The organism is Sphingomonas sp. PP-CE-1G-424, assembly GCF_004341085.1.
Classification (GTDB): domain Bacteria; phylum Pseudomonadota; class Alphaproteobacteria; order Sphingomonadales; family Sphingomonadaceae; genus Sphingomonas.
Genome location: NZ_SLXW01000001.1, coordinates 886,813 through 899,937, shown reverse-complemented (window position 1 = coordinate 899,937; position 13,125 = coordinate 886,813). Strand labels below are relative to the sequence as shown.

General features: G+C 66.3%; 11 protein-coding genes and 1 tRNA gene. 6 read left to right on the top strand and 6 right to left on the bottom strand.

The window, feature by feature from the left end; translation table 11 throughout:
* Positions 1-116: 116 nt before the first annotated feature.
* A tRNA-Leu gene (locus C8J43_RS04080) sits at positions 117-203 on the top strand.
* Between the two features lie 94 nt (positions 204-297).
* Entirely contained in the window at positions 298-450 is a 153-nt protein-coding gene (locus C8J43_RS21780) for a hypothetical protein (protein WP_165886441.1), read from the top strand.
* 177 nt (positions 451-627) lie between these two features.
* Here C8J43_RS21780 and C8J43_RS04075 read toward each other — a convergent pair whose 3' ends face one another.
* The 6 genes from C8J43_RS04075 to C8J43_RS04050 all read right to left on the bottom strand — a co-directional run bounded on the left by C8J43_RS04075 (position 628) and on the right by C8J43_RS04050 (position 9,488).
* Positions 628-882 carry a hypothetical protein gene (locus C8J43_RS04075; RefSeq protein WP_133029799.1) on the bottom strand — a complete coding sequence of 85 codons (255 nt, stop codon included), beginning with the start codon at positions 880-882 and terminating at the stop codon, positions 628-630.
* A gap of 18 nt (positions 883-900) precedes the next feature.
* Positions 901-5,916, bottom strand: coding sequence for a DUF11 domain-containing protein (locus C8J43_RS04070; RefSeq protein ID WP_243645394.1), 5,016 nt, complete (start codon positions 5,914-5,916; stop codon positions 901-903).
* A gap of 69 nt (positions 5,917-5,985) precedes the next feature.
* Positions 5,986-7,131: a DUF11 domain-containing protein gene (locus tag C8J43_RS04065; protein ID WP_133029798.1), complete on the bottom strand. Its 1,146-nt coding sequence runs from the start codon at positions 7,129-7,131 to the stop codon at positions 5,986-5,988.
* A 50-nt stretch (positions 7,132-7,181) separates the two neighbouring features.
* Complete coding sequence (locus C8J43_RS04060; protein WP_121886456.1) at positions 7,182-7,655, bottom strand: DUF11 domain-containing protein; 474 nt, start codon at positions 7,653-7,655, stop codon at positions 7,182-7,184.
* A gap of 11 nt (positions 7,656-7,666) precedes the next feature.
* Positions 7,667-8,671, bottom strand: coding sequence for a hypothetical protein (locus C8J43_RS04055; RefSeq protein ID WP_133029797.1), 1,005 nt, complete (start codon positions 8,669-8,671; stop codon positions 7,667-7,669).
* A 355-nt stretch (positions 8,672-9,026) separates the two neighbouring features.
* Positions 9,027-9,488 (bottom strand): hypothetical protein, encoded by a 462-nt coding sequence (locus tag C8J43_RS04050; protein WP_056053772.1) that lies wholly within the window; start codon positions 9,486-9,488, stop codon positions 9,027-9,029.
* 382 nt (positions 9,489-9,870) lie between these two features.
* On the opposite strand from C8J43_RS04050, the gene C8J43_RS21775 reads away from it, so the two are divergent.
* From C8J43_RS21775 to C8J43_RS04035, 4 genes are all read left to right on the top strand, one after another.
* Complete coding sequence (locus C8J43_RS21775; protein WP_165899540.1) at positions 9,871-10,044, top strand: hypothetical protein; 174 nt, start codon at positions 9,871-9,873, stop codon at positions 10,042-10,044.
* A 192-nt stretch (positions 10,045-10,236) separates the two neighbouring features.
* The gene (locus tag C8J43_RS04045) at positions 10,237-11,325 is read left to right on the top strand and encodes a type III polyketide synthase (protein ID WP_133030036.1); all 1,089 of its coding nucleotides are present in this window, start codon (positions 10,237-10,239) and stop codon (positions 11,323-11,325) included.
* Positions 11,322-12,014: a methyltransferase domain-containing protein gene (locus C8J43_RS04040; RefSeq protein ID WP_133029796.1), complete on the top strand. Its 693-nt coding sequence runs from the start codon at positions 11,322-11,324 to the stop codon at positions 12,012-12,014. Before C8J43_RS04045 ends, C8J43_RS04040 begins: the two co-directional genes overlap by 4 nt.
* Positions 11,993-13,081 (top strand): FAD-dependent monooxygenase, encoded by a 1,089-nt coding sequence (locus C8J43_RS04035; RefSeq protein ID WP_133029795.1) that lies wholly within the window; start codon positions 11,993-11,995, stop codon positions 13,079-13,081. The genes C8J43_RS04040 and C8J43_RS04035 overlap by 22 nt, the downstream gene beginning before the upstream one ends.
* Positions 13,082-13,125: the final 44 nt, after the last annotated feature.

The following is a 13,125-nucleotide window of genomic DNA, read 5'->3' as shown; positions in this document are numbered from 1 at the left end:
TCGGCGTTTGCGGTCTTCGCCTACGACTTTCTCGCAAAGGCCGTTGCGTCGCGTTCAAACCCTTGCTAGTGGCGCTCGCCTACCAGATGCCGGGTCCGCCCGGTGATGTTTCATGGGCGGCCATGGCGGAACTGGTAGACGCGCAACGTTGAGGTCGTTGTGGGCGAAAGCCCGTGGAAGTTCGAGTCTTCTTGGCCGCACCATTTTTCCCGATGAAATGAACATCCCCTTCGAGGGCCACCCCTTCGATTGCCACTCCCGCCGCGTTCATGCGTTGGGCCGCGTGGAGGAATTTGCATGAGTTCGATCGACGACACGATCATCGACACGCCCGAGGGGCCGATGACGTTTGCGCAGTGGAAGAAGAAGAACCCCGTCCAGCTGCCCTCGCGGCGGACCAAGGGGAAGAAGCTGCCCAACAAGGTGAAGCTGACCACCGACGAGAAATAGCGGTGGCTAAATCTCGAACGCGGCGCCGATAGGCAGATACGCTCCCCTCCCTGGAAGGGAGGGGTTGGGGGTGGGTTGGCCTGCTCGTGGCACCCCACTCCGGATTACTGGGAGCCGACCCACCCCTGCCCCCCCTTGCAGGGAGGGGAAAGCAGCGGGCACCACATCGGTTGCCGCTCAGTGTCTCCCCGCCCCCTGCCTCGCCCGGATCATCCGCGCCTGGAACTTCACCCGCTGCCAGAAGGTCGCGTCGTCGAGCCGCCATTGCCGGATCGCCTGCGTCGCCAGCGTCTCGATCAGCGCCTCGCTGGTCGCCGCGTCCTGCTTTGCGAACTCGCGCGCCAGCTCTTCCACGCAGGGACCGTGATCGGTGAAGTCCCGCGGCGGCATTATCGTCGGACTCGGCATCGGCATCGGCATCGACATCGGCATAGATTTCTCTCCCTGTGATTATCGGCGACCACCGAACAGCGCGCGCGTCGCGCCGCCGATCGTCGCCTGGTCGAACTTCAGCCGCATCGTCACGTACGGCCCCTGCCGCGTGTAGCGGTCGTCCTCGAAATCGCGGTCGCGGTAGCCCGACACGTTGTAACCGGCGCTGATCCACGTGTTGCGTGCGGGCGATACGCCGACCGATGGCCCGCCGCTCCACGACCAGGCGCCGCGCGACCACGCGTGCTGCACCGATCCGCTGACGCCGATATCGAACCGGGTGCCGATATCCTGGCGCAACTCGAACCCGGTGACGTCGATATACCCGTCATAGGTATCGTCGGCGAAGCGCCCGGCGACGTATTTCGCGCCGTAATAGACCGTCGCCTCGGTGCCGTGGCCGAGCCCTTCCGGACCGGTCCGATAGTTGACCGCGAGGTTGTTGATGATCCGCGAGGTGACCTGATCGCCTGCGCCATAGGCGGGGACGCCGAGCGCATTCGAGTCGCTGAACCCCGCATCCGCGCTCTCGTGCCGCAGTTCGAGCCGTTCGAGCACCGACCAGCGGCTGTCGAGCGGCCGCAGCGCGAGCGCCAGATCGGCGGTGGCATAGGTCGCGGCCGCGCCGGTCCGGTCCTTGATCGTGTAGGCCTTGATGCTCGACGCGAGCGTCTTGCCCTGCCCCAGCGTGCGGAGGAAGTTGGTGGTGATGCCCCAGCGATCGCCGCTGTCGGCGTTGCGATATTCGAGCCGTCCGTTCACCGACCAGCGGGCCTGACGGTAGGTCGCCCCGAACGTTGCCGCCGCGTAATCGCCGTTGGTCTGGTCCTGGCCGACATAGCCGCCCGAGGTGACCGGCTGGAACGCGTTGACGACTGCGCCTTCGGGGATCTTGCCCTTGAGCGTGTTGCTGGCGTCGAGCGTCCCGTCGATGGTCCAGTGCTTGCCGAGCGGCACCGACTGGCTGAGGCCGTATTGCGCATAGGTCCGCGCGCCGTTCTCACCGATCGCCTGCTGGTTGAGCGTGCTCATCAGCTTGGCGCCGGTCCAGGGCGCGACGTCGACGCCGAACTGCTTGGTGTGCGCGACATAGCCGTCGCCGTTGGCGATCTCGTAGCCACCGATCAGACGGATGCCGGGCTTGATCCGGTAGGCCAGCTGGATCTGGTGGCGGACCGGGAAGTCGACGCTGTCGCTGTCGCCGCCAGGCGCGAACTGCGTCTGGCCGGTGACCGTGAGCTTGTCGCCGAACAGCGCCTGCGTGCCGCCGACCGTCAGCAGACGGCTGTCGCGGTCCTTGCCGTCCCTGCCGCGGTCCGACGCGAACTGGCCGCCGACGAAGATCGTGCCGGTGTCGCGGCGATATTCGATACGGGCCTCGCCGGCGGCACGCGTGCCGGGGGTGCTCAGCTGCTGCTGATACCAGGCGACCCCGGTCACGCTCAGTCGATCGGTCAGCCGCAGCCGGCCGTCGAGCCCGAACTTGCGCGTACCCGCCTCGACGAGGTTCTGCTGGCCGACGCCGAACGCGGTATCCTGCTGACGGGCATAGGCGAGCAGATCAAGCTTGGTGCCGTGGTGATCGACCTCGGCCAGATAGGCGAGGCCCTGGCCCAGCCCGCCGCGACCGCCCTTGGCGATCTCGCCGCGCAGTTCGGTATTGGCGGTGACGTGTGCCTTGATATCGGCGCCGAGCACGGTGGCCTTGCCGACGGTCTCGTCGCGGATGACCGCGGCACCGATCTCGACCCGGCCGTTCGCCAGCTTGGTCGCGACGCGCGCGGCGGCGGCGAGCTTCGACGATTTGCCGCCCTCGACCTCGTAATCCGCGACGATGAAGACCGGGTTGAGGTTGCTGTCACGGCTGAGGATCGGCTGGCGGAAGCGCACCGTGCCCATCGATGTGTCGATGTCGTAATCGATGTGCCGCGTCAGCTGGGTGGTCGCGATGATCAGCTCGGAGCGGAACCGGTCGCGGGTCTCGATCCGCAGCTTGTCGCTGTTCGGCACGATATCGCGCCCCGAGAGCCGATATGGACCACTCAGGCCGTTGCCCTGGATCTCGTCGCGGGAATACAGCGTGTCGGTGTTGGCGGCGAACCCGGTCGCGCGGATCCGCTTGCCCTCATAGGCGGCCTTCACGCCGTTGAGCGTGCGGTTGTAGCGGGTCAGCTGCGTGTCGGTGAAGCCGGTTTCGAAATCGCCGAACAGCGCGTAGAATTCGCGACGCTCGAGCCGCAGGTACAGCTTGCGCTTGGTGGCCGCGTCATAGCCCTGGCGCGAGCCGTCGCCATAGACAGTGTAATAGCGATCGGGATCGATCGTGCCGAGCAGGCCGCGATCGGGATCGTATTTGCGGTCGCTGTCATAGGCGATCGTCGCCAGCCACGAGCCCTTGACGCGACCCTTGGCGTAGAACGCGAGCTGGCCGTCGGTGACCACGCTGCCGCGCTGCGACCGCGGGAGGCCGGACTGGCGCTTGCTGAGCATGTCGTAGCCGAGCGAGCCCGCGCCGAAACCGACCACGACCCATTGCTTGGCGGAGGCGGCGAGCCAGGCGCGAACCTCATTGGCATGGACGACCTTGTCCTGGGTCAGCGAGACGACGACGTGGACGGCACCCGCCTGCGTGGTTGGCTGGAGCGTGATGAAGGCGAGCCCGTCGTCGCCGACCACCAGCGCGGTGGTGGCGGACCGCTCGCGGCCAGCAAGCTGACGACCCTGTTCGAGTTCGGCCTCGACTGCGGCGGTGTAGGGCTGGTCGACGGTGAACGGCACCAGCGTTCCGGCGCGAACCGGACGGCCGGTCTTGTCGGTGACGCGGACCGCGATCAGCGGACGGGTCAGGCCATCGGCGACGAGACGGCTGCTGGCGGCGTCGAACACCGCGCGCACGCCTGCGCCGGAATAGTGCACCAGGCGGTCGAGCGTCTTCACGACGCTGCCGTCGGCGGCCAGCACGCGTGCCTGAAGACGATTGTCGCCGTCGATCAACGGGATACCCGTCCAGCGCGAGACCGCGATGTCGGTGCCGTCACGCTGATCGGTGCCGTCGAACGCGAGCGCTTCGACCTGCTTGCCGTTGATCGTCAGCGCCACCCGCTGACCGGGCATGTGCTTGACGACCGCACGGACGATCGGCGCGCGCGGATTGTGGTCGGCGAGCGGGAACAGCCAGTCGATGCCCGCCGTCTGTCCACCGGCCAGCCAGTCGCGGCTGCCGGCGGCGGTGGCGTCGTCGAGGATGGTTACGGGAAGCGCGGCGTCGACAGCGGCGGCCTTGCCGGTCGGCTTCAGCTGGAAATCGACGCGCTTGAGCAGACCGCCGTCGCCCTCGACGAAGCGCGAGATCGGGCTGTTCGCCTGGCGCGTGTCGATGTCGCAGGCGACCGGCGCATGCGTGACGGGGATGCTCGACGTATCGATCTGGACGACGTGACGACCGGCGCGGACGCCCTCGAAATGGTAGAGCCCGTCGCGATCGGTGGAGACGAACGTGCCGTCCTCCATCAGCAGGCGGATTCCGGGCACGCCCTTGCGCTTGTCGACCGGATCGCCGCAATTCCCCTCGGTCACGCGGCCGATGATCGTCATCGCGTCGGTGAACAGCAGCGGACGCAGCCGCACCGATGCGGCAGCCTCGTTGCTGGAGACGTCGCCCTGCCCGGCGACACGCGCGCGGTTGAGCGCCTCGCCGGCGGGTGCGCCAGGCGCGATGCTGACGACGTATTTCAGTTCGGTCGAGGCGCCGGCAGCCAGCAGCGGGATCGCGAAATCGAGGTTGCGGCCATCGCTCGACACGGTCGGCTCGTCACCGCCGCGCGCGGAATTGCGCTCGTAGCGCAGCCCCCTCGGCAACGTATCGGCGACGTGGAGTCCGCGCGCAGGGACCGAATCGCGATTGGTGATGCGCAGCAGATACTGGACGAAATCGCCCGGCGACGCCTCGCGCACCGACGCGATCTTGGTCAGCAGCAGCTTGCCGGGGCCGGGGCCATCGAGCGGAATATCCGCCGAAAAGGGCTCAGGCCTGGCCAGCGTGAACACGCCCCCGAAGCTTGCATCCTTGAGGATGAACGGTGCGCCGTCCGGATCCTTGAGCGCGGCCAGCGCAGCACGGTCGGCGGTCGACGGGGCGACATAATCACCCGGCGGGACCACCTTCAAAGCATAGCGGCCCGGCGTCGTCAGGGGGAACCGATAGCGGCCGGTTTCGCCGGGATAGACGCGCCCGCTGGCGTCGGTGACGGTCGCACCAGTCATCATCGTCGAAGGGTAGCGGCTGACACCGTCGTCGCCGAAGACGGTGGCTGGCTGGCCGGCCTCGTCGACCAGCGACACGGTGGTGCCGTCGACCAATGCGCCGGTGCGCGAATCGAAGGTGTAGCCCGCCGGATCGATCAGGATCGACGCGGTCGAGGCGTAGCTGAACTCGTCTTCGGCGAAGCTGAGCGTGATCGGTGTGCCGCGCGTACGCACTTCGCACGGTTCGAGATTGGGATATCGGCCCGTCTCGGTCGAGGGAACGCCGCCGGCGAAGATGCCGCTGTTGGCGGCGGTTTCGACCAGCGTCAGCGGAACGTTGGTTTCGCCAATATTTGCGGTGATCACCGCCGTCTCACGGACCGCCGGATCGTGATTGCCCGCCTGGTTGTCGAGCACCAGGATCATGTCTTCCTTGACGTCGAGCGCCGCGACGTTGGGCGCCGCCGCAAAGGTCGGCGCATCGATCGGTGCAGGCGTAAACAGATAGGTCGGGACGGTCTGACACGTCGCGCCGGTGAAGGCGTAATTGATCGGAGCCAGACGGAATGAGAGCGTCGTCGGACGCTTGGCACGGTTCACGTCGAGCGCGACCGTGTTGGACGGAACGGCCCGTGTGCCGGAGTCGCTACCCGCGTCGTCGAACGACAGCGTTGCGGTATTCTGGACACGAATCGTCTGCGCCATCGCCGGTGCCGCGCCGATGGCGGGCCCGAGCAACAGCATCGGAATGAGGGCGCCAAGGCGCGAGAGGCGACGGGAGCTGGACATAAGGGATCCTTTCCCGGCACGCGTCGCCACGCGCCGGGATCGGTCGGTCCTTTCGGATGCGAGGTGGGTTTAGTTGATCGTCACGCGGAAGGTCGCCGCGACCGAGGTCCCGCCCAGCAAGACCGGGATTCGCGCGTTCACCGTCTTCGTGGTCGCGTTGAACGAGCCGGTGTAGTTGACCAGCGGCACGGTCACCGTTCCGTCGTCGGCCAGCGAAACACCGTCGAGGATACCCGTCAGCAGGCACGTGCCGCCGAGCGCGATCGCGCCGATCGACATCGAGTTGGCGACATAGGTGGTGTTGGGCGGGATGACGTCGGTCAGCGTGACGTTCGACGCCGGCGTCCCCACCGTGCTGTTGTTGACGACCAGGCAATATTGCACGACCGCGCCCGGGATCGCCTTTGGTGCGATGGCGAGGTTGACTGGATCGGTCAGCACCAGCTGCGACTTGGCGACGCTCAAGGCGACGTTGCGCGTGGTGATCTCGTAGCCGAGCGCCGCACGGCCCTGTCCGTTATAGATGATATCGGGACCGAGGCCGTCCGAGTCGTTGTCGGCGAAGACCACGTCGACGACGTTATCGTCGTTCGGGGCGACGCTCGGCGCCAGCGGCAAGCCTTGCGCAGCCGTATCACCACCAGCCGCGACCTGGGCGATCAGCGTGATGCCGGCGAGGACGTTGGCCTGGTTGTTGGGGATGTCGGCGACGATGAAGACGACCGCCGACTGATCGGCGCCGAGTTCGTTGATGTAGGTCGCGGTATCGGTCCCGGCGTCATAGGTGCCGTTGCCGTTCGAATCGACGTAGATGTGGATGTTGGTCACGTCGAAATTGTCGCCGTTGAATAGCCCCTGGATCGGCGTCTGGCTCGACGACAGCAGGAAGTCCTGCGTGCCGTTGGTGTTGTTGGTGACCTTGAACGTCGTCACCGCAGCGGTCTGGCCGATTGCGACCTGCGTGTTGTTCGGCTGGTTGGCGATCACGGTCAGGTTGACCTTGCGATCGACCACGAAGCTTACCGCGTTCGACGTCGCGTTCTGCTGGACGCCGTTGACGGTGTAGCTCGCCTGCGCGGTGTTGGTGACGGTCGTACCGGCGGCGGTGCCGGCGGGCCCCGGTGCCTGTGCGTTGGCGGTGCCGGCCATCGTGCCGGCGGACACGATGGCGGCCGTACCGGCCAACAGCGTGCGTAGTACCCCTTTTGCGAACATGTCTTGATTTTCCTTATGTGTGTTTAGTCAGGCTTGGTGGTGGGGGGAGATCATTTGAGGACGGCCTGGAACGCGAATTGGCCTTGCGAACCGGCCGGTATCGGGTTCGCAATGCGCCACCGGACGCTGGTGACATCGTTGGGGCTCGCCGCGCGCGTGCTGCCGTCGAGGCTGCGGACGCGGAGCGCGTCGAGCGCGCCGTACGTCGTGCCGTCGACCGACACGTCGGGTGCAGGCGAACCGGGATTTGCGGATCGATAGGAGATCGCCGCCGGCAACGGGTTGGCCAGCACGACGTTGGCCAGCGGCTGTTTGCCGGTGTTGCGATAGGCGAGGACGAAGATGACCTTGTCGCCCGGCGTCACCTTGCCCGGCTTGACCAAGGTGATCCGCGTGGTGCCATCGGCGGCCGCGCTGCGGCTCTCGACGAGGATGCTGCTCGTCACCTGCAGCGGGCCCGCAGCAGCGGAAACGGAAGCGGTGGTCGCCATCAGGACGGCGGCAATCATGGGACGCGTGATCATGCTTGGACTCCTCATTGGATCTTGGTTTTGAATTGAACGGTGTGGACGGCGGCGGCGGCGACTTGACCGAGTGCGACGGCGATGCCGCCGCCAGCCGCGCCGGGAGCCGATGCGTTGCGATCGAAGGCACCCGCATCGCCGTCGCCGGCATCGGTCAGCGGCGTGCCGTCGAGCGTGAGGCTGCCGGGAACGAACACGGTGCCCTGGGGGATCGGATCGACGATCCGCGCGCCGGTGACCGCATCGGTGAACCGCGCCTCGAGCGTGTAGGTGATGACCGCATCGCGCACCGCGTTCTGCGATCCGTCGGCGGCGAGCACCGACTGGCTCTTGAACAACGACGGGCCGGCGATGCCGGTCGTGATCGGCACGACGACGCTGGCGATCGCTCCGGTCGGGCCGACGACCGCATCGCCGCCACCGTCGCCCAGCCCGGCATAGGTGCTGCCCGGCTGGCCCGATCCGGTGGTCGATTGCGCGGTGACGGTCAGCGTCGCGGTCGCGGCGCCACCCGAAGAATCGGTCCGAACCAGGATCGCCAGCAATTGGATCGACTGGCCGGGCGACAGGACCGGAGTCCTGCCATCGGCGGGCGGCAGATCCTTGGCCGGATCGTAGAGCCCGTCGCCATTCGCATCGATCACCAGCGCCTGGACGCCGAAGACGCCGGCCGACACGGTGGCGGCGATCGCGAAGGATTCATTGCCATTGTCGCGATTGGTCAGCGTGAACGGCACCGCCTTGGGCTGCGGCGTGACGACGACGGCACCCTGCCCGGTGCGGACCAGGCTCACGTCGAGCCGTTCGGCGACGATGATCGTCACGGTGTTGGAGACGGTCGACTGGGTCGCGCCGTTCAGGTCGAACCCCAGCGCCGCGGTGTTGACGATCGGCGTACCGGCAGGCGTCGGAGCAGTGGCCTGGCTCCAGGCGGGCGCTGGCGCGAGCAGGCCCGCTGCTCCGGCGATCAACGCACGCAACGCAGTGACGGAGACCGATCGGTACCCTGCCCTCATTGCAAATGCTTGATTTTGCCGAACCAATTTGTCCCCCTGACCTTTGTTAGGGAACAAAATTGCGTCGTATCGCTTAACTAAAACCTACTAAATCAAAACGACAAACAGCGGCGATATTTTTCGTGTGTTTCCAACGAAAATGGTGACTTGTTCGTCGCAAATTTACACTAAAATGGACCGTTAACTGTCTTCTGGTTGTATCGTTGCTCAGCGATAGCGATCGTAGCAAGTATACGATCATGATTCGGGCGTCAGACGCAGCTTTAGATCGCGCCTGACGGGCGTGCCTGCTCTGGTCATCGATACACGTGCGCGCGAAAGTCCGGTGCCTTCACGAAGCTCGGCTAATGGCGGTTCACTGGTGCTTGAGCGCGCGCAGATAGGCTTTCATCGCTTGGTCGCCGGTATGGCTGAGCGAAATCTCGACGCGTCGGCGATCGGTCGGATCGATGACGCGATCGATCAGCTTGAGCTTGTGGAGATGTTCGATCCAGCGCTGCGACGTCGTCACCGGCGCGTCCGACATGCTGACCAGCGCCTTGATGTTCATCGGCAGGCGGGCGTCGCGCGAGACGAACAGCGCGAGCAGCATATCCCAGGCCGGTTCGTGAAACAGTTCGCCCGGGAGGAACTGACGCCGCATGCGCCGTTGCTCGAGCACCGTCTCGGCATAATCGACCAGCGCGGCTTCGTCGTTTTCCTCGCCAACGGGCGCCTCTTCGGCGGCATGCGCGACGCGCCCGTTGAATTCCTCCGCCACGGCGGACAGCTTGGCCGTGAGATCCTTGATTAGCTCGACCACCGACTCGTTCTTCACTCAAAGACTCCCGTCGTTCACCAAGGATGAGACATCATCGGCCGATCCGCCCTGTTCGCAATGCGGAACCACCGCGGCATGACAGATCGAACTGACGACATTGTCTCCTTCCCTCGCGGTTTTTCAACCTAATCCTTTGAAAATAGGTAACCATGTGAGAAATACGTACAAAAATAGCTCTGTTTCTACTTCATTTCGGATCAATCTGTAGTTCCAAGACACTATAACCATATTGGTTTTGTTTTGGTTTTAATCGTACCATTTCGAAACTACGCTGCGAATCGCGTATATTATACGGTTCTGGCAGACTTGCCGGTTTTCGGCTATCGGGGCGTGCCTTGGCGTTCGTCATGGCATGGCGCCTGATAGTGGAAGTTCGATCATGAACGCGTTCAGAGTATATGCGCAGTTACAGGATGCCTGCCGGGCGCTCGACGCCGCGGAGGATCATGCGATCGCCGCCTATGTCGAATGGGCGATGACGCTGATGGCCGAGAAATATGGCCTGACGCCCGACGCGATCGATGCCCCCGCCGAGACCGATCGCCCGCGCTGAGGCGCAACACCGCCGGCTCGTGCGACGTCGAAGGACGCGGTTGGCGATATCATTTCATGATATCATTCAGCGATATCCGTGTGGGACCATGCGGATTATCCGCGACGGCGACGTCTATAATCGCTCGCTGTGCGTATAGTGATCGAATCGCGTGCCATCCCGCACGGACCAAAGGACGTCGTGCCCGCTGACATGCCTGCTTCTTCCCCCGCCTGCACCGCTGCCTTCCTGAACGCCGTCGGCACCGCGGTGCCCGATCACGATATCCATGACGCCTTCATCGCCTGGGCGCGTGCGCGGACCGAGGCGCGCGCGACGCGGGTGTTCGATCGGATGGCGTCGCGGTCGGGGATCGCGCATCGCTGGTCGGTGTTGCCACCGACCGCCGACGGCGGATCGCCGGTCGATGCTGCGGGCTTCTATGCGACCGAACCGCATCCCGGGACTGCGGCGCGGATGACGCTGTACGCCAAACATGCGCCTGATCTGGCGATCCGCGCGATCGACGCGTTGCGCGCCAAAATCGCGGTCGAGGGAATCACGCATCTGGTGGTGGCGAGCTGCACCGGCTTCGTCGCGCCCGGGATCGACCAGATCATCGCGCGCCGACTGGGGCTATCGCCGAGCGTCGAGCGACTGCTGATCGGTTTCATGGGCTGCTACGCGGCGGTCGTCGCATTGCGCAACGCGCGCCACATCGTCCGCTCCGAACGTCACGCACGCGTGCTGGTCGTGACGGTCGAGCTCTCGACGCTGCATCTCCAGCCCGCCACCGATATCGAACCGTTGCTGGCGATGCTGCAGTTCGGCGACGGCGCTGCGGCTGCGCTGGTGACCGCGGACGCGACCGGGATCGAGCTCGGCACGCCGTTCGCCGCCGCGCTGCCCGATACCGAGACGCTGATCCGCTGGGACGTCACTGACGCAGGATTCGCGATGCATTTGTCGGGCGAGGTGCCCGCGCGAATCGCCACGGCGCTGGCGGATACCGCGTTCCGGACGATCGTCAGCGACGGCCACCCGCCCGAGTCGATCGACGGCTGGGCGGTACACGCCGGCGGACGCTCGATCCTCGACGCGGTCGAGCATGCGATGCAGCTCAAGCCCGACGCGCTCGACGCATCGCGCCAGGTGCTGGCGCAGAATGGCAACATGTCATCGGCGACGTTGATGTTCGTGTTCGAGCGCCTGCTGGCCGGGCCGCCGATCAGGCACGGCGTCGCGCTGGCGTTCGGTCCGGGCCTTGCTGCGGAGGGCTTCGGATTCCGGAGCGCGGCATGAGCCTCGCCACGCGCAGCCAGGCCGAGGAGCTGATGGACGCGGACGATCTCGACGCGGCAACCTATGCGGACGTGGTCGGCGATCTCGCCACCGTGAACAGCGTGACGATGGCGCGGCGACCGACGCTCGATTTCCTCGACCGCGCGACCAGGGGGCGCAAGCGCGTCCGCGTGCTCGATGTTGGGTTTGGCGATGGCGACATGCTGCGGCGGATCGCGCGCTGGGCCAAGGCGAAAGGGATCGAGGCGGACCTTGTCGGCGTCGATCTCAACCCGCGCAGCGAACAGGCGGCGCGCGCGCATGCCACCGCTATCGGCGGCGATATCCGCTATGTCACGGGCGACTATGCGGATCTCGCCGACGAACCCTGGGACGTGATCGTCAGCAGCCTCGTCGCGCATCACATGACGCACGACCAGCTGGTCGCGTTCCTGCGCTTCATGGAGGCGCATGCGAGCGCGGGGTGGTTCGTCAACGATCTCCACCGCCACGGGTTCGCGCACTGGGGGTTCCCGATCCTCGCCACGCTCGCGCGCTGGCACCGGATCGTCCGGCATGACGGCACGCTGTCGATCGCGCGCAGCTATCGCCCCGACGAATGGCCACCGATCCTCGCCGAGGCCGGGATATCCCAAGCGAGGGTCCGTCGCGTCTTTCCGTTCCGGTTATGCGTCGAACGCCTGCGCTGATCGTCGGCGGCGGGCTCGCCGGCGCCGCGACCGCGATCCGGCTCGCGCGCGCGGGCTTGCCGCACCTGCTCGTCGAGCGGTCGCGCGAGACGGGTGACGCGATTTGCGGCGGGTTCCTCAGCTGGCGGACGCTTGAGACGCTGGCCGGGCTCGGGATCGATCCCGATGCGCTCAACCCGGCGCGGGTGACGCGGGCGCGGATCTACGCCGGCGCGCGGCGTGCGGAGGCCGCGCTGCCGCATCCCGCGGTATCGGTGACACGCCGGCGGCTCGATACGGTGCTGCTGGCCGAAGCCGTGCGGCTCGGCACGCCGGTCGAACGCGGCGTCACGGTGCGCGAGATCGACGGCACGACGGTCCGCACCGCGGATGGCGCGACCTTCGCCCCCGACGCGCTGTTCCTCGCCAGCGGCAAGCACGACGTTCGCGGGATGGCACGCCCCGAAGAGGCGCGCGGCGAAGATCCGACGCTTGGGCTGCGCGTGCGAATCGCCCCGTCTCCCGCGTTGCGCCGGTCGCTCGACGGGGGCATCGAGCTGCATCTGTTCGATCGCGGCTATGCGGGGCTGGCGATGCAGGAGGACGGCACCGCGAACCTGTGCCTCGCGGTCCATCGCTCGCGACTCCAGGCGGCGGGATCGCCCGCGCAACTGCTCGACGCGCTCGGCCGCGAGATGCCGGCGCTCGGCGAATGGGTCGCGCTGGTCGACGGCACCGCGACGATCGATGCGATCGCCAACGTCCCCTATGGCTGGCGGCAACGTCAGGGGGTGGACGCGATTTTCCGACTCGGCGATCAGGCCGGCGTCATCCCGTCGCTGGCGGGCGAGGGCATGGGCATTGCGCTCGCCAGTGGCGTCGCCGCGGCCATCGCCTATGTCCGAGGTGGCCCCGACACTGCCGCGCATTGGCAGGAAGATTTCGCGCGCCGCCTCGCCCGCCCGATCGGCATCGCCGGCATCGTCCGCCAGGTCGCCGAAAGTACGCGTTCGGCGTGGCTGCTGCCGTTGCTGCGCCCCGCCTTGATCCAGGTGATCGCGAATGCAACCAGAATAGGGCACACTTAGCGTTCGGTGTCGGGCCACCTTGAAATCCGTCCCGCCAGCACGAG